The following is a 21,844-nucleotide window of genomic DNA, read 5'->3' as shown; positions in this document are numbered from 1 at the left end:
GTCATAGGCCGCGATCGTCCGCTCATGAACTCCCCTTCTTCACTCAGCTGCGTTCCTTGCCTGTCAAGCGTTCCATCCATGAAGAAGATTAAAATGATTGTAGACAAAGTCTATGTTGACTTTGTCTACAATCTCAGGGAGTACATCCTCCTTTATTGTAATATTAATGCAAAAAATCATCAAAATGTTGAAACTGGTCTAAAAAGTGATAGACCATCCCCGGCAGCACGCCAAAAACGAGCGTGCCAACCGCGCAAATAAGGGCGACAAGAGCAGCGCCAATCGGCAGCTTGATCGGTTCGTGAACAGCAGCCGGGCGAAAGAAGATTTGTGTAAATAAACCGAAATAATACACGTAGGAAACAACCGTGGCCGCCACCATCACGGATGCTAAAACATAGTGAGCAGGATCCGTCGCAAATGCTCCTAAAAAGATATGCACTTTTCCAATGAAGCCGGCCGTTCCAGGGATTCCAGCCAGAGATAGAATAAAAATTCCCATCAATACCGCCAAAAGAGGATGACGCCGATATAAGCCCGCAAACTGGCTAATATCTTCCGATCCCGATTGATCTGTAATGATCTGCAACACGGCAAACGCCCCTAAATTCATCAGCAAATAAGCAGCTAAATAAAACCAAATCGAGTCAATCATCATCCAAGACATGGAAGCAAACCCCACTAATATATAACCTGCATGGGCGATGCTTGAGTAAGCAAATAACCGTTTGATATTACGCTGTTTTAAAGCGATCACATTGCCAATCACCATGGTCGCTCCCGCCAAAAAAGCGATATAATCCTGCATCGACAACAGCATAGAGGATGGATCTTTTCCTTGTGCAGGAGCAGCAGCAAATATGGTAATAAACAAACGCAAGACGATGACAAACCCTGCCGTCTTCGAGACAACGCTTAAAAAAGCAGTGACTGGCGTTGGCGCTCCTTGATAGACATCAGGAGCCCACATATGAAACGGCACGGATGACAATTTGAATGAAAGACCGACCAACAGCAACAAAAACGCAAGAGCCAATACATATTGATGGCCGCTATCTTGCAGTGTACTGAGCTGCATTCCGATTTTCTTCAAATTCGTGGAGCCTGTTAGACCAAATACATAGCTCATCCCAAACAGGGTAATGGCAGTAGAAATCCCGCCATTAATCACATATTTGAGCGCTGACTCGTTGGACAAAGAATGCGCCTTTCGCAATCCGGCCAAAATATAGGAGGAAATCGATAAAAGCTCCAAGCCGACAAACAATGTGATCAAATCGCCGCTTGATGTCATCACCATCGCACCGAGCAAAGCGGTTAAGAATAAATAATAGAATTCGCCATAGTATTTCATGCCCTCGCGCGGCTGATAATCAATGGATAACAGAAGCACGAACGCCGCACCAAACAATAAAAGCAACTTAAAAGCCTTGCCGAACGAATCAAGACGAAACGAATCATTCAAAATAGTGGTTGTATGAACAGGAAGGAGAGCCACAAGCGACACGATCGCTACGATCACCCCAACAAACGCAAACCAGCCAAGGGGCCGACGGCTTTTATCATTCGGCATCAATAGGTCGATGAGCGAGAGAGCAATTCCCACGCCAAGAATGATCCATTCCGGCGTCATGATTCCCCATTTGTATTGCATAAGTGTGTCCCAACTCATGTCTCTCACCCTCCTAACCCATTCATCATCAGTTGAATCGGCGCTTTAAGCGGCTGCGCTAAAATATGGGGATAAATGCCTATTAAAATAATGCAACCAAGCAATATAAGGACAGGAATAAGCTCTATCGCATGAATATCTGACACGTTTGCCTCCGCCGCTCTGGACTGTGCTTTTCCGTAAGTGATATTCAGAACGGCTCGCAATAAATAGACAGCGGTCATAATGATTCCGAGCGTGCCGATGGCAGCCAGGATGGGCGTTGACTTAAATAAGCCCAAAAACGCCATAAATTCACTAATAAATCCAGACATGCCAGGTAAGCCGAGCGAAGCCATCGCCCCTGCCAATAAAAAGCCAGAGACCAGCGGCATTGTTTGGGCTGTCCCCCCTAAATGGTCAAGCTGTGTCGTCTGAACACGTTCATATAAAATACTAATTAACAAGAAGAGAAGCGCTGAGATCAGGCCATGGGAAACGACTTGAAAGATAGCGCCTTGTATCCCTGCTTCATTCAAAGCGCCCAGCCCAATCAAAACAATTCCCATATGCGAAATACTAGAATAAGCCAGCACCATTTTAAAATCTTCTTGGACAAAGGCTAAAAAGGCCCCATATAGCAGATTAATAACCCCCAATAACGCAATCACCGCCGCCAGCCGATGAAATTGCTCAGGAAATAATCCCATGCCAAAACGAATCAAACCGAACGCGCCAATTTTCAGTAGCACACCTGAATGCAGCATGACAATCGCTGGAGGCGCCTGCACATGGACTCGCAACATCCAGCTATGAAGCGGCACAATCGGCAATTTAACGCCAAAAGCGACGAGCAAGGCAACCAATAAGCCGTATCGCAAATCCGTCGAGATCGGCGCAATCATCTGGGCTGCTGCTTGCGGATTGTGAAGCATTTCTTTTAGTAGCGCAATGTTGGATGTCCCTGTGCGCGCAAATAAAATTAAAATGACAAGCAACAAAATGGCCGAGCCGATTCCGTTATAGATCAAATAGCTGTATGCGGCTCTTTCTTTTTCGAAATAGCCCCATTTCCCGATTAAAAAGAACATCGGAACAAGCGTCAGTTCGAAGAAAATAAAGAACAAGATTAAATTTCCGGCAGCAAATACACCTAGCATGCCGATCTCGAGCAATAGAAACAGCATAAAATAGCCTTTCCACTCTTTTTTTATATGAATGGAGGCAATGGCCGCCAGCGTTGCTAGCAGCGCGGTCAGCACCATCATGACAAGCCCTAAACCATCAACCGTCAGCTCGTAATCCACGGTAAACGTTGAGCTGGACAGAAAAGCAAACTTCCCGAACTGAATCCAGGCATGCTTTTCCGCTAAACGGTTTAAGTCATATCCACCTAAGTATTGACTAAAAGCAAACAGTGCTAAAATAAGCGATGGCAATGTCCCCAACACACCAAGCCATTTGATCGTTTGCTCCTGCTCCTTTGGTACAAAGGCTAGTAAAATCATGCCAAGCAATGGGGAAAAAATAAGCAATGACAGGAAGTACGTCTCGTTCATTATAGATACCCCCCCGTAAACGCGAGAATGACGATCAGAACCGTCAAGCCGATAAACGTAACCGCCCCATACCATTGAACCTGTCCATTTTGCCATTTCGATCCCGCTGTGCCGATCGCCCGTATGAAAGCAGCCAGCACATTGGCGAAGCCTTCAACAATAAAGCGGTCGAGATACTGCAAAAACAGGCTCAATACTTTCACCATATAACCAACGGTCATGCGATAAAACTCGTCGACATAATACTTATTCAGCAGTACGTTATATGTAAGCGAATTTTTGGAGCTAAGCCAATCCCGTGCCAGCGAACGCTTTCCGTACATCAGCCATGCGAGATAAATGCCGGCGAGCGATACAGCTGTGGCAACGATCATGATCCATAAAGGAGCTTCTTCATGCGAAGGAGCGGATTCACCTGTTAAAAAGTCGCCAAGGAATGGGCCAAACCACGGTGTATTTACATATCCAGCGGCAATGGACAGGATGCCGAGAACGATCATAGGCCATGTCATCGTTGCCGGAGATTCATGAACATCGCCCGCTTCACTGCGCCCGTCACCGCTAAACACAAGGAAAAAGAGGCGGAACATATAAAAGGCGGTGAAAAAAGCGGCGACTACAGCAATCCAAAATAAGACGACATGCCCATGCATCCATGCAGCCGCTAAAATCTCATCCTTACTAAAAAACCCGGACAATAGCGGAACTCCGCTAATGGCTAGCGTTCCAATCAAAAACAATGGCGCGGTCAACGGCAGCTTGCGCCAAAGGCCGCCCATCTTCTCAATATCTTGCGTGTGCACAGCATGAATGACACTGCCAGCAGCAAGAAACAACAAGGCTTTAAAAAACGCATGTGTCGTTAAATGAAAAACTCCCGCCACATATCCCCCAGAGCCAAGCGCCAGCATCATATAACCGAGCTGGCTCACGGTTGAATATGCGAGCACTCGTTTGATATCTGTTTGTACAAGGCCAATAGACGCGGCAAAAATAGCGGTAAAACCGCCAACAACCGCCACGGTAAGCATCGCTGTTTCACTTGCTTCATAAAGCGGGAATAGCGATGCTACGAGATACACACCAGCTGCCACCATCGTAGCGGCATGGATGAGCGCCGATACAGGCGTCGGACCTTCCATGGCATCCGGCAGCCATGTATGAAGCGGAAACTGGCCAGATTTACCGATCGCCCCAATAAAAATCAGAATGGCACATAACGTTATCATCGTTGCTGAAACGTTGCCTGCTTGAACGGCAGCAAAGATATCATCATATTGAAAGCTTCCCGTTTGCCAAAACAATAAAATCATGCCAATCAGCAAACCTACATCGCCAATACGCGTCATAATAAACGCTTTTTTGGCAGCTGCTTTTGCTTCTTCCTTGTAAAAATAAAAGCCGATAAGCAAAAAGGAACCAAGACCAACCAGCTCCCAAAAAATATACGTTTGCAGCAAATTGTCAGAAATGACTAAGCCGAGCATGGCAAACGTAAACAATCCAAGATAAGCATAAAACACCGAAAAGCGGTCGTCTCCATGCATATAGCCTTTGGAATAAACATGAACAAGAAAGCTTACAAGCGAAACAACAACAAGCATAAGCGCGTTCAATGCATTAATCTCAAAGCCCATGGCTATGCTGACCTTACCGATTGCAAGCCATTCCCGGTGCAGCTGATAGGTTGGTTCATGAAATCGTTCGATCAGCACCATTGCTGCGCTGATAAAGGAAAGAAGCGTGGCAGCTATTCCGATATAAGCGCTCCTTTCCTTCATGCTCTTTCCGGCCACGAGCAAAATCAGGAATGAAAAAAGCGGGAAAAGCGGTATGATCCAAGCGTTTTCCATCATTGTATCACAATCCCCTTTATCAAAAGGGCCCATAGCCCTTTTTTCATTTTCAACATGCCATCCACTGATGGTATCGGAACACTTCCCTTGCTTCACTAATGCTTCATCGAATCCATTTCATCTATATGGACCGTCTTCCGATTGCGGTAAAGCGCCATTAAAATCGCTAATCCAACAGCCGCCTCGGCTGCCGCAACCGTGATCGTAAATAAAGCGAAAACTTGTCCTGTGATGCTCGGATTCACGCCATATTTACTAAAAGCAACTAAATTAATATTCACCGCATTCAGCATTAACTCAATACAGATTAGCACAATGACCGTATTGCGCTTTGTTAATGCCCCATATAACCCAATACAAAACAAAATTAATGCGAGCACAAGGTAGGCAGACAAAGGAACGGTACTCATGATTTCGCCTCCTCGTCTTCTTTTTTCGCTAATACAATCGCTCCCACAAGAGCCACTAGTAAAATCACAGAGGTAATTTCAAATGGTATCACATATTTTGAATAAAGCGCGATCCCGATTTGCTCTGCATTTTTTTCATGAAGATGCGTCGCTTGCTCGCCGAAATCTAAACGATAAATACCAGCATATACCGCTGCGCCAAAAGCAAAGACAGCAAGCGCCGTTAACGCCTTTCGCCAAAATCCTCCCGTTGTCGTTTTCCCTTCATCCTGATGGCGCGTCAGCATAATGCCAAACAGCATAATAATCGTAATGGCCCCTGAATAAATCAGCACTTGAACAGCAGCCACAAATTCCGCAGATAAAAGAATGTATATTCCGGCGATGCTGACAAAAGTAAAAATCAAGGAAACAAACATATGCATCACTTTTGTCACATTTAGCATGAGCACACCACCAGAAATGGCAACAAGCGCAAGGACCAAAAATGCGAAATATTCACCGCTCACGGTTTATTCCCCTTTCGCACATTTTCATCATTTTCATCAAGCCATTCCAAGTTTTTAAACAAGGCGTCACGACTATATTCCGCCAGCTCGAAATGATTGGTCATGACAATGGCTTCGGTTGGACAAACTTCCGTACAGAGATCACACAAAATACAGATCTCAAAATTAATATCGTACGTATCAATAATTTTCCCTTTTTTAGTGGGATCCGGATGCTTCTTTCCTGTCAGCTGAATACAGTCCGTCGGACAAATAGCCGCACATTGATTACAGACGATGCATTTTTCTGGATAAAATTTTTGAATGCCGCGAAATCGATCCGGAAGCGCCAATGGCTCATTCGGATAATCATACGTTACCTTTTGTTTCGTTAAATTGGAGAGGGTATACTTTAAACCTTTCGCTAATCCTAGCACAACGGACACCCCTTTTTCCGGTTATTTTCGTTACGAGAAGAAAATCGTTTTGATTAGCGCCGTTATAAAAATGTTGGCTAATGCAACGGGAAGCAATACCTTCCATCCAAATTCCATCAGCTGATCGGCTCGCAGTCGCGGAAATGTCGAGCGGAACCAAATAAGCACAAAAACAACGATACTAAATTTCAGTGAAAACCAAATAGCTCCAGGAATAAAACCAAGGAACATCACAGGCTGCCAACCGCCCAAAAATAAAATAGTGGTCAAGGATGCCATGGCAAAAAGGTAGACATATTCTGCGAGCATAAAGAACGCCCAACGAAAACCAGAGTATTCAACATGGAAGCCGGCAACAAGCTCGGATTCGGCTTCTGGTAGGTCAAACGGCGTTCGATTCAACTCGGCGACGGAAGCAATAAGAAAAACGAGAAACCCAATTGGCTGAATAAAAATGTACCATACATGCTTCTGCGCTTCCACAATATCGTTTAGATTTAAGCTTCCCGTTAATAAAATAATCCCGATCACTGACATCACAAGTGGAATTTCGTAGGAAATCATTTGTGCGGCTGCCCGCATGCCTCCAAGGAGCGCATACTTATTATTGGACGCCCAAGCTCCCGTCAAAACGCCAATCGTTGATAATCCAGACACAGCAATGTAGTAGAGAAGTCCAACACCAATATCAGCAAATTGAAGTGAATCGGTAAAAGGTAGTGTAGCTAATACCATAAAGGCTGGAGCAAACGCAATAACAGGAGCTAAAATGAATAGTGGCTTATCAGCTGCTTTCGGAATGGTATCTTCTTTGATGAGAAGCTTTAAAACATCCGCTACCGTCTGTAAAAGCCCCCATCTTCCCCCCACTTGATTCGGACCAATTCTCCCTTGCATAAACCCCATGACTTTTCGCTCCGCTAAAATACCATATGTAACAAACCCTAATACAACGAGGAGCAAAAGAACACCAAGTCCGAAAAAGATGGCAAGATTCGTCCAACTAGGCACAGAACGCAGCAATTCTTCCATCAGCCATCCACCTCCCCAAGTACAATATCAATCGCGCCAAGAATCGCAATTAAATTCGCAATGTTTTCTCCCTTTAAGAGCTTTGGAAGGATTTGCAGGTTATAAAACGATGGCCGACGGAACTTAAGACGATACGGTTCTTTTTTTCCATCACTAGCAATATAGCAGCCGATTTCTCCTCGTGGGGATTCAATGCGGACGAATGCTTCTCCTGGCGGCGCTTTAATAATGCGCGGCACTTTCGCCATAATCTCCCCTTTTTCCGGAAACTGTTCACATGCTTGTTCAATGATTTTCAATGATTCTTCAATTTCGGCAAGGCGGCATTCATAGCGAGCAAAGCAGTCGCCATCTTCACGGACTGGAATGTCAAAATCAAATCGGTCATAGATAGAGTAAGGCTCGTTTTTGCGCAAATCCCATTTTACCCCTGTACATCGAAGATTCGCACCGCTTAATGAGTAGCTTAGCGCTTCTTCTTTTGTATATCGCCCTACGCCCATTACGCGATGACGAAAGATTTCATTTCCAGTGACCAGTTCATGGTAGCCTGCCAGCTGCTTCCGCATATATGGCACAAACTCTTTTACTTTCTCGATCCATCCATCTGGAGCATCCCACTTTACACCGCCGACACGCATATAATTGAACGTGAGACGCGCGCCTGATAATTCATTTAATAGATTAATAATCATCTCCCGCTCACGAAAAGCATATAAAAACGGGCTAATGGCGCCAATGTCTAATAAATACGTTCCCCACCACACTAAATGGCTGGCAATTCTGCCGAGCTCCATCGCCAATACCCGCAAATATTCCGCGCGATCTGGCACTTTCATTCCCATCATCGTCTCCACAGCATGACAAATGACGTAATTGTTGGTCATCGCCGATAAGTAATCCATTCGATCGGTATATGGGATAATTTGTGTATATTGTAAATTCTCGGCTAACTTTTCCGTTCCTCGATGAAGATAACCGATAACGGGTGTAGCTTCTTGAATAATTTCTCCATCGATTTTAAGTACGAGACGAAATACGCCGTGTGTGCTTGGATGCTGCGGGCCTACATTAAGAAGCATTTCCTCTGTTCGAAGCATCGGCTACACCTCCACATCATATGGCTCATAATCTTTTCGAAGCGGATGTCCGACCCAATTTTCCCCTAAAAAGATGCGAATTAAATTGGGATGTCCTTGGAAGCGAATACCTAACAAATCATACGCCTCGCATTCTGGCCAATTCGCGCCTGGCCAAAGCGGAACAAGCGACTCAATTTCAGGATGATCGCGATCCAGCTTCACTTTTAATGCGACTGGCTGATCGTTTTTATAAGAATAAAGATGTACATACACCTCCATATGTGTTCCAAAGTCCGTTCCATGGAGCTCCGACAAATAATCGAAGCCTAGTTGCTCATTATATTTTAAAAACTGGGCGACTTTGTAATAGGTCGTTCTCTTGGCAACAAGCGTCGGCACATCCTTGGAAAGTCGGTTAATATAGGCAGCTTCTAAGACATCTTCCCCAAGATGCTCATGAATTACCTTTATATACTTATCAAGAAGCGGTTGATTCGGCGATGGAGTTTCCTCCGGCTTGGCGGTTTCGGCTGCTCCTGCTGCCGCTTTTGCCTTCGCTGCTGCCGCTGCTTTTGCTTTCGCTGCAGCAATCGCTTTTGCTTTTTCTTTGGCAAGATCCTGTTCATGATCACTGCCATCACCTTGCTGTTTCGCCAACGCCGCCGCTTTCGCCTTCGCCGCTGCTGCCGCCTTTTTCTTCGCTAGCTCTCGGGCGTCTCCCTCTGGCACTTCCGATGACGGCTCTTGTGCCTTTTGCTTCGCCAACGCCGCCGCTTTCGCCTTCGCTGCTGCTGCCGCCTTTTTCTTCGCTAGCTCTAGGGCGTCTCTTTCCTCAGATATAGGCTTGCCTTCTTCCTCATGCGATGGAAGCTTTTCTAAGGGAAGCTCTGCTGTATCTTCTTTAGATGTTTTCTCCGCTTGCTCCTTTGCTGCCATCCGTTCACGCGCCAATCGTTTGGCCCGTTCCGCTGCTTCCTTTTTAAGCTGCTGTAAATCTTTCTCATCGCTCATCTATTACAGCACCTTCTTCCCCGTCTTTGCTTCGTAGCGAATCTTTTCTTTTAATTTATTAATTCCGTAAATTAATGCGGCCGGATTTGGTGGACAGCCCGGGATATACACATCTACCGGAACAATCTGATCCACGCCTTTCACTACACAGTAGGATTTGACATAAGGACCGCCCGCCGTCGCACAGGACCCCATGGCGATCACCCATTTCGGTTCCGGCATTTGGTCATATAAGCGGCGAACGATCGGCGCCATCTTTTTCGTTACGGTTCCCGATACAATCATGACGTCAGATTGGCGGGGAGACGTACGGAAAAAGGAGCCAAATCGATCCAAATCGTAATGGGAGGATCCTACTCCCATCATCTCGATGGCACAGCAAGCGAGCCCAAAGGTTAGAGGCCATAGCGAATTGCTGCGCGCCCAAGCCTTCAATTGCTCAAGGGTTGTTAAAAAAACATTTCGTCTTAATTCTTCCATTTCCTCTTCTGGAACATTTAACAATTTTATGTCCATTTTAACACCTTCTTCTTCCAAGCATATGCAAGTCCAATCACAAGCATGGCTACAAAAATAAGCATTTCAATCAACGCAAATAAACCAAGGCGATTGTAAGCAACAGCCCAAGGATACAAAAATACCGTTTCTACATCAAAAATGACAAACAACAGAGCAAAAATGTAGTAGCGTACATTAAATTGAATATGCGAATCGTGAAAGGGTTCAATTCCACTCTCATAAGTAGTCTGTTTTGCATCGTTAGGAGCATGGGGACGCAAAATTCGCCCTGCGGTCAAAGCAACCATTGGGAGCAAAATTCCAAGACATAAAAACACAAAGACGATTAAATAATTATTCAAATAGACATTGAGCAATGCTTCATTCGCCTCCTTTTTTTCTGATAAATAACAATTGAACAAAAATATAAAAAAATGAAAATTTGTAATCGTTATCATTATAACATTTATATCCAGAAGTGTCGACAGACCGCCCAGTCTTGCCAATAATAAATATTTTTATTTTTCAAATAAATAAAAACAGGAGAAAATCTCCTGTCCAAACTTTCGCAAACGCTTTCATTTCGCGTTACTGAACTCGCTCATCCGCTCATGAATGTTTTTGTTCGACTTTGCATCTTCACTTGGTTTCATTCTTTGCCTGCCAAGCGTTTTCAACCTTGAATGAATGATGGATAAAATGTTTGTAGACAAAGTCAACGTTGGCTTTGTCTACAGCCTAAAGGCAGGGAACTCCCCTGCCTTTAACGTTTTCCAGCTATCTCTAACCGATTGATCGCTCGTCTTAAAGCAAGCTCGGCGCGTTTGAAGTCAATATGATCCTGTTTGGCCTCCAAACGTCTTTCTGCCCGTTCTTTTGCTGCTTGTGCGCGAACTACATCAATGTCTTCCGCTTTTTCTGCTGCTTGCGCGAGCACGGTTACTTTGTCGGGACGAACTTCTAGAAAGCCGCCGCTGACTGCGATAAGTTCTGTTTTTCCGTCTTTTTTTAAGCGTATTGAACCGATCTCAAGCGGAGCAACAAGCGGAATGTGCCCCGGCAGAATGCCGAGCTCTCCGCTTTTTGCCTTCGTGCTGACCATTTCAACGTCCGCTTCATACACCGGGCCATCAGGAGTAACTACATTGACTTTAATCGTCTTCATCACAAAAGCCTCCTATGTCCCTAAATTAGACTTCTACGCCCATTTGTTTCGCTTTTTCCACTACTTCCTCAATGCGGCCTACAAGACGGAACGCATCTTCTGGAAGATGGTCGTATTTTCCTTCCAAAATTTCTTTGAAACCGCGAACGGTTTCTTTTACAGGCACATAAGAACCTGGCTGACCTGTAAATTGCTCCGCAACGTGGAAGTTTTGTGATAAGAAGAATTGAATACGGCGAGCGCGCTGAACCACAAGTTTATCCTCGTCAGAAAGCTCATCCATACCAAGAATGGCGATAATATCTTGCAATTCTTTGTAGCGCTGCAACGTTTGTTGCACTTTACGCGCCACTTGGTAGTGCTCTTCACCAACGATTTCTGGCGAAAGCGCGCGAGATGTCGAAGCAAGCGGGTCTACCGCAGGATAAATCCCCATCTCAGACAATTTACGCTCCAAGTTCGTTGTCGCATCTAAGTGTGCGAACGTGGTTGCTGGAGCTGGGTCTGTATAGTCGTCCGCTGGTACGTAAATCGCTTGAATCGATGTTACTGAACCAACAGCAGTTGATGTAATCCGCTCTTGTAATTGGCCCATCTCTGTCGCAAGCGTTGGCTGATAACCTACCGCAGACGGCATGCGTCCTAATAGCGCCGAAACCTCGGAACCCGCTTGCGTGAAACGGAAAATGTTATCAATGAAGAACAACACGTCTTGCCCTTGCTCGTCACGGAAATATTCCGCCATTGTCAAACCTGTCAATGCTACGCGCATACGCGCACCAGGCGGCTCGTTCATTTGTCCGAACACCATCGCCGTTTTGTTAATAACGCCGGAATCCTTCATTTCATGATAAAGGTCGTTACCTTCACGAGTGCGCTCACCGACGCCCGCGAATACCGAGATACCACCGTGCTCTTGAGCGATGTTGTTGATAAGCTCTTGGATTAATACCGTTTTACCTACACCGGCACCACCGAACAGACCGATTTTTCCACCTTTGATGTATGGTGCAAGAAGGTCGACAACTTTAATTCCTGTTTCAAGGATTTCTACTTGAGTGGAAAGCTGTTCAAATTTTGGTGCTTGTTTATGAATGGAATCGCGGCGTGCATCCGCCGGAATTTCTCCATCTAAATCAATTGGCTCTCCCAATACGTTGAATACGCGGCCAAGTGTCACATCACCGACAGGCACGGAAATTGGCGCCCCTGTGTCAATGACTTCCATGCCACGAATGAGACCGTCCGTAGAAGCCATCGCAATCGTACGAACAGTATCGTCGCCAAGGTGAAGGGCCACTTCTAATGTTAAGTCAATATCGACTTCATTTTCGTTGCGCGCTTTATGTTGGATTTTAAGGGCGTTGTAAATCGCAGGAAGATGTCCGCTTTCGAACTTTACGTCTACAACTGGACCCATAATTTGAAGAACGCGTCCTTTTGTCATCCGTTTTCCCTCCTAACTTGCTACTTGAACGTCTCTCTGACGCATGCACCGACGCAGCTGGTTATTGCAGCGCATTAGCTCCTGCCACGATTTCCGTAATTTCTTGCGTAATCGCTGCCTGACGGGCACGGTTATATGAAAGTGTAAGCGTACGAATAAGTTCTTTTGCATTATCAGTCGCATTTTTCATTGCCGTCATGCGCGCCGCATGCTCACTTGCTTTGGCATCTAACAATGCCCCATAGATCAAACTTTCGGCATATTGCGGCAAAAGCACTTCCAAAATTTCTTCTTGTGACGGCTCAAATTCATAAGATGTTCGTTTTTTCTCAGCCACTAAATCCGTAAGCGGCAAAAGCTTTCTTTCCGTTACATCTTGTTGAATCGCGCTTACGAAATGGTTGTAATACATATATAGCTCGTCAAACGTACCGTCAGCAAACATGCCTACTGTTTGGCTGGCAATTCGCTTTATATCAGCAAATGATGGCTGATCTGGCAATCCGGTAATGTGTAAAACAACCGGGATATTGCGCTTTTGGAAAAAGTTCAAGCCCATACGGCCAATGGCAATGATCGCATATTCATCTGTCGATTTATGACGCTCCTGAATGGTTTGATAAACCGTTCGAAGAATGTTGCTATTGTATGCACCAGCTAATCCGCGATCAGATGTAATAACCAAATAGCCCGTCTTTTTGACAGGACGTTTCACTAGCATCGGGTGATTGACTGAACTGCCTAATGAAATGTTTGCGACAACCTCTTGAATTTTTTCCATATAAGGAACAAACGATTTCGCATTGGTTTCAGCGCGATGCAGTTTTGAAGCGGAAACCATCTCCATCGCCTTTGTAATTTGGCTTGTTTTCTTCGTCGAGTTGATTCGCGTTTTAATATCGCGTAATGATGCCAAAGGTTTTCACCACCTTTTTTGCGCTGAATCTATTGATAGAGACAAGGAACAGAAGGCTTCACGCCCCTTCTGCTCCTGCCGCCTTTTATTCAGAAACAACAAATGTTTTCTTGAACTCTTCGATCGCTTTGTTGAGATCTTCCTCGCTTGGAAGATCTTTTGTCGTGCGAATATGATCAAGAATGTGCTGGCCGTTTTGATCAAGCCATGTAAAGAATTCTTTCTCAAAACGACGAATATCTTCAACCGGAATATCATCTAAGAATCCGCGTGTTAATGCGTAAATGATAGCCACTTGTTTTTCTACTGGAAGCGGTTCGTGCAACCCTTGCTTTAACACTTCAACTGTGCGCGCACCACGAGCAAGCTTGGCTTGTGTCGCTTTGTCGAGGTCTGAACCGAATTGCGCGAATGCTTCAAGCTCACGATACGCAGCTAAGTCAAGACGAAGCGTACCCGCTACTTTTTTCATCGCTTTAATTTGCGCAGAACCACCTACGCGAGAAACGGAAAGACCCGCGTTGATTGCCGGACGCACACCAGAGAAGAATAAGTCAGATTGCAAGAAAATTTGTCCGTCTGTGATTGAGATAACGTTCGTCGGAATATAGGCAGAAATGTCCCCTGCTTGTGTTTCAACGAACGGCAATGCAGTCAAAGATCCTGCTCCTTTTGCATCGCTTAATTTCGCCGCACGCTCTAAAAGGCGAGAATGCAAGTAGAATACGTCCCCTGGATACGCTTCACGGCCTGGAGGACGGCGCAATAATAGGGAAAGCTCACGGTAAGCGGCCGCTTGCTTCGATAAATCATCATATACGACAAGCACATGCTTTCCTTTATACATGAAGTATTCTCCCATTGATACCCCAGCGTATGGAGCTAGGAATAGCAATGGAGCCGGTTGCGAAGCAGAAGCAGTGACAACGATTGTGTACTCTAACGCGCCATGCTTGCGCAATGTTTCAACAACGTTACGAACCGTTGATTCTTTTTGTCCGATTGCTACATAGATACAAATCATGTTTTGGTCTTTTTGGTTCAGAATCGTATCGATCGCAACCGATGTTTTACCTGTTTGACGGTCTCCGATAATTAACTCGCGCTGACCGCGGCCGATTGGAACAAGTGCGTCAATCGCTTTAATACCTGTTTGTAATGGCTCATGTACTGATTTACGATCCATAACCCCAGGTGCCGGGCTTTCGATTGGACGAGTCTCCGTTGTTGCAATCGGTCCTAATCCGTCTACCGGCTGTCCTAATGGGTTGACGACACGGCCGATCAATGCTTCACCAACAGGAACCTCCATAATACGGCCTGTCCGACGAACTTCATCGCCTTCTTTAATATCTGTATACGGACCTAAGATAACGATACCTACATTGTTTTCTTCAAGGTTCAGTGCCATTCCCATGACACCATTTGCAAATTCAACGAGCTCCCCTGACATGACATTGTCAAGGCCATGTGCGCGCGCGATACCGTCACCAACTTGGATTACTGTACCTACATCGCTCACTTTGATTTCAGACTGATAGCTTTCAATTTGCTTTTTTATCAGCGCGCTAATTTCTTCAGCTCTGATGCTCATGCATTTCACCCCTATCTATAAATCTTTAGCCAATAAGCTGACGTTGAAGTCGTTCTAATTTTCCGCTGACGCTTCCGTCATAAATGCGATTGCCGATACGCAGCTTCACACCGCCAATTAAGCTTGGATCAATGATGTTTTGAATGTGAAGGGTTGCTTTGCCCACCTTCGCTGCAAATACTTGCGAAAGCGCCTGTTTCTCATCTTCCGTTAGCGGCCGGACAGAATATACCGTTGCTTCTTCCGCGCCGCGCGCTTCATTTGCAAGTGCAATAAATTCATCCGCCAGTGACTCGACAATGTCGATACGATGGCGATCAAGCAGCAACTGAAGCGTATTTTGCAAAGGCGTTGACAGTGTAGCAAACACTTCTTTGATTAACGCCTTTTTCTTGTCTATCGAGAGCTTCGGATGAGTCAATACGGACAGAAATTCCGGCTGTGCAGCAAACACTTGCTGAATCACACGGATTTCTTCTTCAAACTGATCAAGGAGCTGCTGTTCATTGGCGATTTGAAAAAGAGCTAACGCATAACGCTTTGCTACGACTTCTTTGCTCATCGCCCTTCTCCTACCTCTTGGATATATTCATTGATCAGCTTCGCTTGATCTTGCTCGCTTAATTCTTTTTCAATGACTTTTGATGCAATCAATACAGATAAAGATGCCACTTGCTCACGCAACGCAGCAACCGCCTGCTCTTTTTCGCGCTCGATTTCTTTTTTCGCCGCTTCTTTTAAACGCTCGGCTTCCTCACGAGCCGCTGCGATAATTTGCTCTTTTTGCTCTTCGCCAAGCTTGCGAGCATTTTCAATTAATGCTTGCGCTTCCTGACGCGATTGCTTCATAAATGCCCGCTGCTCTTCCGCAAGCTTTTTCGCCTCTTGATGGTGTTTTTCTGCTTGTTCAATTTCATTAGCAATATGCTCTTCGCGTTGTTTCATAATGCCCATTAATGGACCAAACGCAAATTTCCGGAGCAATGCTAATAAGATCACAAAAACTAACAATTGGAAGATTATATCACCTGTATTGACACCTTCTTGCCCAGCAGCACCCAACAAAAATGTATCTATACTTATTAACATCGCCTTTCACTCCCTTCAGCCGCTAAACTCCCCATAAAATGTAAGGGTTTAGATGTAATGTACATAAAGGAATGGCGAAGGTTCTCATGGAATGATCTTCGCCATTTTTGAACGATTGGAGCTCATGCTGATTTTAATTAGCCATATTTTCACAAACATAAAGAGTTCATTGCTAGCGGCTTTTTGTCTTTAAACTACTAGCAACAAATCAGGCCTTCAAAAGTAGATGCTTATCGTCCTAAAACCATGAAGGCAATAACAACTGCGATAATTGGAATTGCCTCTACTAACGCAACACCGATAAACATTGTCGTTTGAAGCATACCGCGCGCCTCTGGTTGGCGAGCAATCCCCTCCACTGTACGAGATACGATTAAACCGTTACCAATACCTGCACCAAGTGCAGCTAAACCGATAGCAATTGCAGCTGCTAATACACCCATAAAAAGTCCTCCTTCTTAACATTTATGTGTTTGAGATTTTTTAACTATAATTTTTTAGTATATTTTTAATGGTCATGACTCACTTTGTGTGCCATATAAACCATTGTTAACATTGTGAAAATGAATGCTTGGATCGCTCCTACAAAAATACTAAACCCTTGCCATACTAGTGTAGGAACAATAGCTATAACGGTTCCGGCAAAGCCTGTTGCTAATCCTCCCGCGAGCAAGCTAAGCAGAATTTCACCCGCAAAAATGTTCCCATAGAGACGAAGCCCAAGCGTCAACGTATTAGCGAATTCTTCAATGATTTTAAGTGGGAATAAAATCCACATTGGGGAAACGAAGCCTTTGGCATAATGGTTAAAGCCATTTATTTTAATACCATAATAGTGTGACAGAGCTACAACCATGATTGCAAGTGTAAGTGTAACAACTGGATCAGCAGTCGGAGACTTCCACCATAACTTTCCATCAACCACTACTGAGAACGGAAGACCTAGCATATTAGCTACAAAAATGTACATAATTAATGTCATTCCAAGTATATGGAAGCGACCTCCGGTTTTCCAATCCATGTTGCTTTGAATAATCCCCTTTACAAAATCCATAACCCACTCTATGAAGTTTTGCATCCCTGTCGGCCTCATCGATAAATTGCGTGTGGCTAAAACCGCTATCAAAAAAACAATGATCGCTGTAATCGTGATCATTAAAACGTTAGCCAAGTTAAAAGTAAGGCCTAAAAATTCAACAATTGGAGCTTCATGATGCATCGTAATCACCTCTCTTTCTCAATTTGGCAAAACTTTCGAAAAAGAAGAAAATCTATCATAATGACAAAATAGGATGTCATTAATCCTATCGTAACAGGAATGATGGAGAAATATTGCGGATATTCGATGGCAATCGCCGCAGCCAAGACAGCGGCCGCTAAGCGCGAAAACGTTCCGAGCGAGCGGACCTTTTGGCTTTGAGCGACCGCTCGTCCGAATTTTTCGACTTTCCGGACTAGACTCCACAACAAAAACAGACTGATCACCGTTCCTAAAATCAAGCTTAAGAAAACGGTTTTATAGCTTGTAAAGCCCCAGCCTAGCGTGTAAAGAGACAATAGATAAAATATGTATTTTTGCTGTCTTAAGAACATTTGCTGCATGCCTTTACTCCTCTGGGAAATATTGACGAATCAAGCGAAACATCGCATATATGCCTGCCGCAAGACCAATCAGAAGCCCTACAACAAGAAAGATAGGCTCCGTGCCAAGCTTTTCGTCAATCCATTTCCCGCCAAAAATCCCTATCAAAATCGAACCAACTAGCTGGGATACGATCCCGGACATGAGACCGATCGCTTGAAGGGGATGGCGCTGTTTTGGACGCATACACATACATCCTTATGGTAAAAGTTTTTGTAGATAAACCTCGTGAAAACCTTATCATTATATCCCCTGTAAGCATACAATAGGCATCGTCCAATGTCAACGTGTTTAGCCAATAAATTCAAATAAATTATTAATATTTTGTGACATTTCCTCATTTATTTTTCATATTGTTATTGTATAATATAATATTTATATTTTTCACTATCAAATTTTTCCTTCATTTCTGCGAATCTGCTCCCTTTTCACGCGGAACCTGAGGGTTTGTCGTTCCTCTAAAACCATTGCGAAAAATGCATTTCTTGCAAAAGCGATTAGACCCTTCTTCCATATTAAACTTGGTGATGGAAGGAATCTCCTCATAGGAAAAAGCGATAAATCATCTGGATAGCCGCTTGCCTCCGACCTTTAAAAAATGAGGATTCTACTTTTCAATCGGCTACACGGCCGCTCTTTTCATTGTATTCCCCTAGATAAGCGAGCATTGAAGCCAACTAAATCGAAAATTCGTTTATAAAAGTAGAGCAATTCCCGCGTCACTTTTGCTTCATATGAAAAAAACGCCAAGCACCCATGTTAGCATGCTCAGCGTTTAACAAAATATACTATTTCGTTCCAAATAGTCGGTCTCCTGCATCTCCAAGCCCTGGAACAATATAGCCGTGATCATTTAATTTTTCATCAAGTGCGGCAATGTAAATATCAACATCCGGATGCGCCTTTTTGACCGCCTCAACCCCCTCAGGAGCAGCGATTAAACACATGAACTTAATGTGTTTCGCTCCGCGCTTTTTTAATGAATGAATGGCTTCAACGGCTGAGCCTCCTGTTGCCAGCATCGGATCCACGACAATAAAATCGCGCTCTTCTACGTCTGTCGGAAGCTTGACATAATACTCGACCGGCTTTAATGTTTCTGGATCACGATACAGCCCAATATGGCCGACCTTTGCAGCTGGGATTAGCTTTAAAATGCCATCCACCATGCCAATTCCCGCGCGCAAAATTGGGATAATCCCCAACTTTTTCCCGGAAATAACTTTGGATTTCGCTTTGCTGACCGGCGTTTCGATTTCCACTTCCTCCAGCGGAAGATCGCGTGTAATTTCAAAAGCCATCAATGTCGCTACTTCTTCGACTAATTCACGAAACTCCTTTGTACCTGTTTGCTTGTCCCTGATATATGTAAGTTTATGTTGAATAAGGGGGTGATCAAATACGTATACTTTGCCCATAGTCTCTTCTCCTCTTTTTTTCATGTTGCACTTCTTTATATTTTACCGAAAAAATGACATCTGTTCAATAACAGTCATGAATGATTAAAAAATTGCCTCGTATCTTTGAAAAAGATACGAGGCATGAATGAGACTATGCATAAAGCGGGAATTTTTCAGTTAATGCCGCTACACGCTCGCGTGCTTCTGCTTGCTTTTCTTCATTATCTACATTTTTAAGGGCAAGGGCAATAATGCTTGCAATTTCATCCATTTCAGCAAGGCCAAAGCCGCGGCTTGTAACAGCTGCTGTGCCGATGCGGATGCCGCTTGTGACAAATGGGCTCTCCGGATCGTATGGAATCGTATTTTTATTGACGGTAATGCCGATTTCATCAAGAACTTTCTCAGCGACTTTTCCTGTTAATCCAAGCGAACGTAAATCAACGAGTAAAAGATGATTGTCCGTTCCTCCTGATACAAGCGTGAATCCTTCCTTCACTAACGCTTCTGCCAAACGTGAAGCGTTGTTGATAATGTTTTGGGCATATTCCTTAAAGCTATCATTCAACGCCTCGCCTAATGCGACAGCCTTTGCAGCAATAACATGCATTAATGGTCCGCCTTGAATGCCAGGGAAAATCGCTTTATCGATTTGCTTAGCAAACTCTTCTTTGCAAAGGATCATACCGCCGCGTGGCCCGCGCAACGTTTTATGCGTTGTCGTTGTTACGAAATGAGCATAAGGAACAGGATTGGGATGAAGACCTGCCGCAACAAGACCCGCGATATGAGCCATGTCGACCATCAAATACGCTCCGACTTCATCAGCAATTTCACGGAATCGCGCAAAGTCAATCTCGCGCGGATAGGCGCTGGCACCGGCTACGATGAGCTTTGGCTTATGTAAGCGCGCTTTTTCCAATACATCGTCATAGTTGATTCGGTGAGTTTCCGGGTCTACTCCATATTCAACAAAGTTGTACTGAATTCCGCTAAAATTCACTGGGCTTCCGTGCGTCAAATGTCCTCCATGGGATAAATTCATACCTAAAACCGTATCTCCGTGATTTAATACGGTGAAATATACCGCCATGTTCGCTTGTGCACCGGAATGAGGCTGAACGTTCGCATGCTCGGCACCAAATAATTGTTTTGCCCGTTCACGCGCTAAATCCTCGACAACATCAACATATTCGCAGCCTCCATAATAACGGCGGCCCGGATATCCCTCTGCATATTTATTGGTTAATACCGATCCTTGCGCTTCCATTACAGCGGGACTGACAAAATTTTCAGACGCAATCAGCTCAATTTTTGTTTGTTGTCTTTTTAATTCATCTTGAATCGCTTGAAATACTTGTGGATCTTGTTGTGGCAAGTGGTTCATCACAAGCTCCTCCTTTTTTCGAGATATCGGAATATTCCCCTCTATTTTAACAGCATTTTAGGAAAGGATTCAAAGAAAAAATGAACAAAATCAACAAGATTGATATGAAGCATTCGTGTTTTCCTTGAAATAGACCGCCCGATCTCCACCGATTAATTTCGGTCTTGTCTTCGCCAATGTCACATGAGCACGACCAATTTCACGAATGGAAGTACGGACGGGAACAGCTACATGCTTTAAATGCATGCCGATGAATGTATCGCCAATGTCGATGCCTGCATCCGCTTTAATAAATTCGACAACGACTGGATCCTTCATATGATTGTACGCATATTCCGCCATCGCTCCCCCGGCCGAAGCGACCGGAACAACGGAGACAATTTCCAAATTTTTCGCCAATGCGGTTTCTCGTTCAACAACGAGCGCGCGATTTAAATGCTCACAGCATTGAAAAGCAAGCTGGATTCCCGATTGAGCGCGCCATTGTTGCAATTCAGCAAAAATCATTTCTGCTACTTCTTTTGTGCCTGCTGTTCCAATTTTTTGCCCAATTACTTCACTCGTGCTGCAGCCAATGACAAGGAGATGCTCAGAAGAGAGAGGAACCTGCTGGCGAAATTCGCTCAAAATCGCTTGCCATTGCTGCTTCCATTGTGAAAGCATGATCCGTCTCCTCCTCCGTTACAGATGTGTCTGCTCATATTGATGGATTTTATTCACGCGATTCGCATGGCGTCCTCCTGCGAATTCTGTTGTCAGCCATACTTTCGCAATCTCCCTCGCCAAACCTGGCCCGATGACCCGTTCTCCCATTGCTAATATGTTGCTGTCGTTATGTTCTCGCGTCATTTTCGCGCTATATACGTCGTGAACAAGGGCGCACCGCACTCCTTTTACTTTATTGGCGGCAATCGACATCCCGATTCCTGTTCCACAAATTAAAATACCGCGATCGACTTCGCCGCTCGCCACCTTTTCAGCCACCGGAATGGCATAATCGGGATAATCGACAGAACTGCCGCATTCGCATCCCAAATCGATATATTCGATTTCCATTTCCTCCATAAGCTTTTTAATTTCTTGGCGAATGGCTACTCCGCCGTGGTCAGACGCAATGGCTACTTTCATGTTGTTTTCCTCCTTTTTCTCTTTCCTTCCATTGTAACGATAAAAAGCGACT

The 21,844-nt window shown here is 44.6% G+C and carries 25 protein-coding genes; all 25 read right to left on the bottom strand.

The window, feature by feature from the left end:
• Positions 1 to 163 precede the first annotated feature (163 nt).
• Entirely contained in the window at positions 164 to 1,672 is a 1,509-nt protein-coding gene (nuoN, locus tag GFC28_RS13745) for an NADH-quinone oxidoreductase subunit NuoN (protein ID WP_044741565.1), read from the bottom strand.
• Positions 1,673 to 1,677: 5 nt separating this feature from the next.
• Positions 1,678 to 3,210 carry an NADH-quinone oxidoreductase subunit M gene (locus GFC28_RS13740; protein WP_044741564.1) on the bottom strand — a complete coding sequence of 511 codons (1,533 nt, stop codon included), beginning with the start codon at positions 3,208 to 3,210 and terminating at the stop codon, positions 1,678 to 1,680.
• Positions 3,210 to 5,066, bottom strand: a complete 1,857-nt coding sequence (nuoL, locus tag GFC28_RS13735; protein ID WP_044741563.1) for an NADH-quinone oxidoreductase subunit L — start codon at positions 5,064 to 5,066, stop codon at positions 3,210 to 3,212. The genes GFC28_RS13740 and nuoL overlap by 1 nt, the downstream gene beginning before the upstream one ends.
• A 95-nt stretch (positions 5,067 to 5,161) precedes the next feature.
• Positions 5,162 to 5,476: an NADH-quinone oxidoreductase subunit NuoK gene (gene nuoK, locus GFC28_RS13730; RefSeq protein ID WP_044741562.1), complete on the bottom strand. Its 315-nt coding sequence runs from the start codon at positions 5,474 to 5,476 to the stop codon at positions 5,162 to 5,164.
• The gene (locus GFC28_RS13725) at positions 5,473 to 5,985 is read right to left on the bottom strand and encodes an NADH-quinone oxidoreductase subunit J (RefSeq protein ID WP_044741561.1); all 513 of its coding nucleotides are present in this window, start codon (positions 5,983 to 5,985) and stop codon (positions 5,473 to 5,475) included. The genes nuoK and GFC28_RS13725 overlap by 4 nt, the downstream gene beginning before the upstream one ends.
• Positions 5,982 to 6,401 carry an NADH-quinone oxidoreductase subunit NuoI gene (nuoI, locus tag GFC28_RS13720; protein ID WP_044741560.1) on the bottom strand — a complete coding sequence of 140 codons (420 nt, stop codon included), beginning with the start codon at positions 6,399 to 6,401 and terminating at the stop codon, positions 5,982 to 5,984. Before nuoI ends, GFC28_RS13725 begins: the two co-directional genes overlap by 4 nt.
• A gap of 30 nt (positions 6,402 to 6,431) precedes the next feature.
• Positions 6,432 to 7,436, bottom strand: a complete 1,005-nt coding sequence (gene nuoH, locus GFC28_RS13715) for an NADH-quinone oxidoreductase subunit NuoH (RefSeq protein ID WP_044741559.1) — start codon at positions 7,434 to 7,436, stop codon at positions 6,432 to 6,434.
• The gene (locus GFC28_RS13710; RefSeq protein ID WP_044741558.1) at positions 7,433 to 8,533 is read right to left on the bottom strand and encodes an NADH-quinone oxidoreductase subunit D; all 1,101 of its coding nucleotides are present in this window, start codon (positions 8,531 to 8,533) and stop codon (positions 7,433 to 7,435) included. The genes nuoH and GFC28_RS13710 overlap by 4 nt, the downstream gene beginning before the upstream one ends.
• A 3-nt stretch (positions 8,534 to 8,536) precedes the next feature.
• Positions 8,537 to 9,526 carry an NADH-quinone oxidoreductase subunit C gene (locus GFC28_RS13705; RefSeq protein WP_044741557.1) on the bottom strand — a complete coding sequence of 330 codons (990 nt, stop codon included), beginning with the start codon at positions 9,524 to 9,526 and terminating at the stop codon, positions 8,537 to 8,539.
• A gap of 3 nt (positions 9,527 to 9,529) precedes the next feature.
• A complete protein-coding gene (locus tag GFC28_RS13700; protein WP_044741556.1) occupies positions 9,530 to 10,042 on the bottom strand; it encodes a NuoB/complex I 20 kDa subunit family protein in 513 nt (170 codons plus the stop codon).
• Positions 10,033 to 10,401 (bottom strand): NADH-quinone oxidoreductase subunit A, encoded by a 369-nt coding sequence (locus tag GFC28_RS13695; protein WP_044741595.1) that lies wholly within the window; start codon positions 10,399 to 10,401, stop codon positions 10,033 to 10,035. The genes GFC28_RS13700 and GFC28_RS13695 overlap by 10 nt, the downstream gene beginning before the upstream one ends.
• Positions 10,402 to 10,787: 386 nt before the next feature.
• Positions 10,788 to 11,189 (bottom strand): F0F1 ATP synthase subunit epsilon, encoded by a 402-nt coding sequence (locus tag GFC28_RS13690; RefSeq protein ID WP_044741555.1) that lies wholly within the window; start codon positions 11,187 to 11,189, stop codon positions 10,788 to 10,790.
• A gap of 25 nt (positions 11,190 to 11,214) precedes the next feature.
• Complete coding sequence (gene atpD / locus GFC28_RS13685; protein WP_044741554.1) at positions 11,215 to 12,636, bottom strand: F0F1 ATP synthase subunit beta; 1,422 nt, start codon at positions 12,634 to 12,636, stop codon at positions 11,215 to 11,217.
• Between the two features lie 61 nt (positions 12,637 to 12,697).
• Positions 12,698 to 13,552, bottom strand: coding sequence for a F0F1 ATP synthase subunit gamma (locus GFC28_RS13680; protein WP_044741553.1), 855 nt, complete (start codon positions 13,550 to 13,552; stop codon positions 12,698 to 12,700).
• Positions 13,553 to 13,637: 85 nt separating this feature from the next.
• On the bottom strand, positions 13,638 to 15,146 hold the full coding sequence (gene atpA, locus GFC28_RS13675; protein ID WP_044741552.1) for a F0F1 ATP synthase subunit alpha: 1,509 nt from the start codon (positions 15,144 to 15,146) through the stop codon (positions 13,638 to 13,640).
• Positions 15,147 to 15,171: 25 nt separating this feature from the next.
• Positions 15,172 to 15,708: a F0F1 ATP synthase subunit delta gene (locus tag GFC28_RS13670; protein ID WP_044741551.1), complete on the bottom strand. Its 537-nt coding sequence runs from the start codon at positions 15,706 to 15,708 to the stop codon at positions 15,172 to 15,174.
• The gene (locus GFC28_RS13665; protein ID WP_044741550.1) at positions 15,705 to 16,235 is read right to left on the bottom strand and encodes a F0F1 ATP synthase subunit B; all 531 of its coding nucleotides are present in this window, start codon (positions 16,233 to 16,235) and stop codon (positions 15,705 to 15,707) included. The genes GFC28_RS13670 and GFC28_RS13665 overlap by 4 nt, the downstream gene beginning before the upstream one ends.
• Positions 16,236 to 16,465: 230 nt before the next feature.
• Positions 16,466 to 16,678: a F0F1 ATP synthase subunit C gene (gene atpE, locus GFC28_RS13660; RefSeq protein WP_044741549.1), complete on the bottom strand. Its 213-nt coding sequence runs from the start codon at positions 16,676 to 16,678 to the stop codon at positions 16,466 to 16,468.
• 65 nt (positions 16,679 to 16,743) lie between these two features.
• Positions 16,744 to 17,454 (bottom strand): F0F1 ATP synthase subunit A, encoded by a 711-nt coding sequence (atpB, locus tag GFC28_RS13655; RefSeq protein ID WP_044741548.1) that lies wholly within the window; start codon positions 17,452 to 17,454, stop codon positions 16,744 to 16,746.
• Between the two features lie 5 nt (positions 17,455 to 17,459).
• The gene (locus tag GFC28_RS13650) at positions 17,460 to 17,837 is read right to left on the bottom strand and encodes an ATP synthase subunit I (protein ID WP_044741547.1); all 378 of its coding nucleotides are present in this window, start codon (positions 17,835 to 17,837) and stop codon (positions 17,460 to 17,462) included.
• Positions 17,838 to 17,841: 4 nt separating this feature from the next.
• Positions 17,842 to 18,063, bottom strand: coding sequence for an AtpZ/AtpI family protein (locus GFC28_RS13645; RefSeq protein WP_044741546.1), 222 nt, complete (start codon positions 18,061 to 18,063; stop codon positions 17,842 to 17,844).
• Positions 18,064 to 18,665: 602 nt separating this feature from the next.
• On the bottom strand, positions 18,666 to 19,295 hold the full coding sequence (upp, locus tag GFC28_RS13640) for a uracil phosphoribosyltransferase (protein ID WP_044741545.1): 630 nt from the start codon (positions 19,293 to 19,295) through the stop codon (positions 18,666 to 18,668).
• Positions 19,296 to 19,428: 133 nt separating this feature from the next.
• Positions 19,429 to 20,664, bottom strand: a complete 1,236-nt coding sequence (gene glyA, locus GFC28_RS13635) for a serine hydroxymethyltransferase (RefSeq protein WP_044741544.1) — start codon at positions 20,662 to 20,664, stop codon at positions 19,429 to 19,431.
• A gap of 90 nt (positions 20,665 to 20,754) precedes the next feature.
• Positions 20,755 to 21,327: a TIGR01440 family protein gene (locus GFC28_RS13630; RefSeq protein ID WP_044741543.1), complete on the bottom strand. Its 573-nt coding sequence runs from the start codon at positions 21,325 to 21,327 to the stop codon at positions 20,755 to 20,757.
• An 18-nt stretch (positions 21,328 to 21,345) separates the two neighbouring features.
• Positions 21,346 to 21,792 carry a ribose 5-phosphate isomerase B gene (gene rpiB / locus GFC28_RS13625; protein WP_044741542.1) on the bottom strand — a complete coding sequence of 149 codons (447 nt, stop codon included), beginning with the start codon at positions 21,790 to 21,792 and terminating at the stop codon, positions 21,346 to 21,348.
• Positions 21,793 to 21,844: the final 52 nt, after the last annotated feature.

Origin of the sequence: Anoxybacillus sp. B2M1, assembly GCF_001634265.1 — a bacterium.
Lineage (GTDB): Bacteria > Bacillota > Bacilli > Bacillales > Anoxybacillaceae > Anoxybacteroides > Anoxybacteroides rupiense.
This window is presented reverse-complemented; position numbering and strand designations above follow the sequence as displayed.

Excerpts from the sequence above, each read along its gene's own strand:
- nuoN (WP_044741565.1), bottom strand. The coding sequence starts at position 1,672 with ATGAGTTGGGACACACTTATGCAATACAAATGGGGAATCATGACGCCG.
- GFC28_RS13740 (WP_044741564.1), bottom strand. The coding sequence starts at position 3,210 with ATGAACGAGACGTACTTCCTGTCATTGCTTATTTTTTCCCCATTGCTT.
- nuoL (WP_044741563.1), bottom strand. The coding sequence starts at position 5,066 with ATGATGGAAAACGCTTGGATCATACCGCTTTTCCCGCTTTTTTCATTC.
- nuoK (WP_044741562.1), bottom strand. The coding sequence starts at position 5,476 with ATGAGTACCGTTCCTTTGTCTGCCTACCTTGTGCTCGCATTAATTTTG.
- GFC28_RS13710 (WP_044741558.1), bottom strand. The coding sequence starts at position 8,533 with ATGCTTCGAACAGAGGAAATGCTTCTTAATGTAGGCCCGCAGCATCCA.
- GFC28_RS13705 (WP_044741557.1), bottom strand. The coding sequence starts at position 9,526 with ATGAGCGATGAGAAAGATTTACAGCAGCTTAAAAAGGAAGCAGCGGAA.
- GFC28_RS13700 (WP_044741556.1), bottom strand. The coding sequence starts at position 10,042 with ATGGACATAAAATTGTTAAATGTTCCAGAAGAGGAAATGGAAGAATTA.
- GFC28_RS13690 (WP_044741555.1), bottom strand. The coding sequence starts at position 11,189 with ATGAAGACGATTAAAGTCAATGTAGTTACTCCTGATGGCCCGGTGTAT.
- atpD (WP_044741554.1), bottom strand. The coding sequence starts at position 12,636 with ATGACAAAAGGACGCGTTCTTCAAATTATGGGTCCAGTTGTAGACGTA.
- atpA (WP_044741552.1), bottom strand. The coding sequence starts at position 15,146 with ATGAGCATCAGAGCTGAAGAAATTAGCGCGCTGATAAAAAAGCAAATT.
- GFC28_RS13670 (WP_044741551.1), bottom strand. The coding sequence starts at position 15,708 with ATGAGCAAAGAAGTCGTAGCAAAGCGTTATGCGTTAGCTCTTTTTCAA.
- GFC28_RS13665 (WP_044741550.1), bottom strand. The coding sequence starts at position 16,235 with ATGTTAATAAGTATAGATACATTTTTGTTGGGTGCTGCTGGGCAAGAA.
- atpE (WP_044741549.1), bottom strand. The coding sequence starts at position 16,678 with ATGGGTGTATTAGCAGCTGCAATTGCTATCGGTTTAGCTGCACTTGGT.
- atpB (WP_044741548.1), bottom strand. The coding sequence starts at position 17,454 with ATGCATCATGAAGCTCCAATTGTTGAATTTTTAGGCCTTACTTTTAAC.
- GFC28_RS13650 (WP_044741547.1), bottom strand. The coding sequence starts at position 17,837 with ATGCAGCAAATGTTCTTAAGACAGCAAAAATACATATTTTATCTATTG.
- GFC28_RS13645 (WP_044741546.1), bottom strand. The coding sequence starts at position 18,063 with ATGCGTCCAAAACAGCGCCATCCCCTTCAAGCGATCGGTCTCATGTCC.
- upp (WP_044741545.1), bottom strand. The coding sequence starts at position 19,295 with ATGGGCAAAGTATACGTATTTGATCACCCCCTTATTCAACATAAACTT.
- glyA (WP_044741544.1), bottom strand. The coding sequence starts at position 20,664 with ATGAACCACTTGCCACAACAAGATCCACAAGTATTTCAAGCGATTCAA.
- GFC28_RS13630 (WP_044741543.1), bottom strand. The coding sequence starts at position 21,327 with ATGCTTTCACAATGGAAGCAGCAATGGCAAGCGATTTTGAGCGAATTT.
- rpiB (WP_044741542.1), bottom strand. The coding sequence starts at position 21,792 with ATGAAAGTAGCCATTGCGTCTGACCACGGCGGAGTAGCCATTCGCCAA.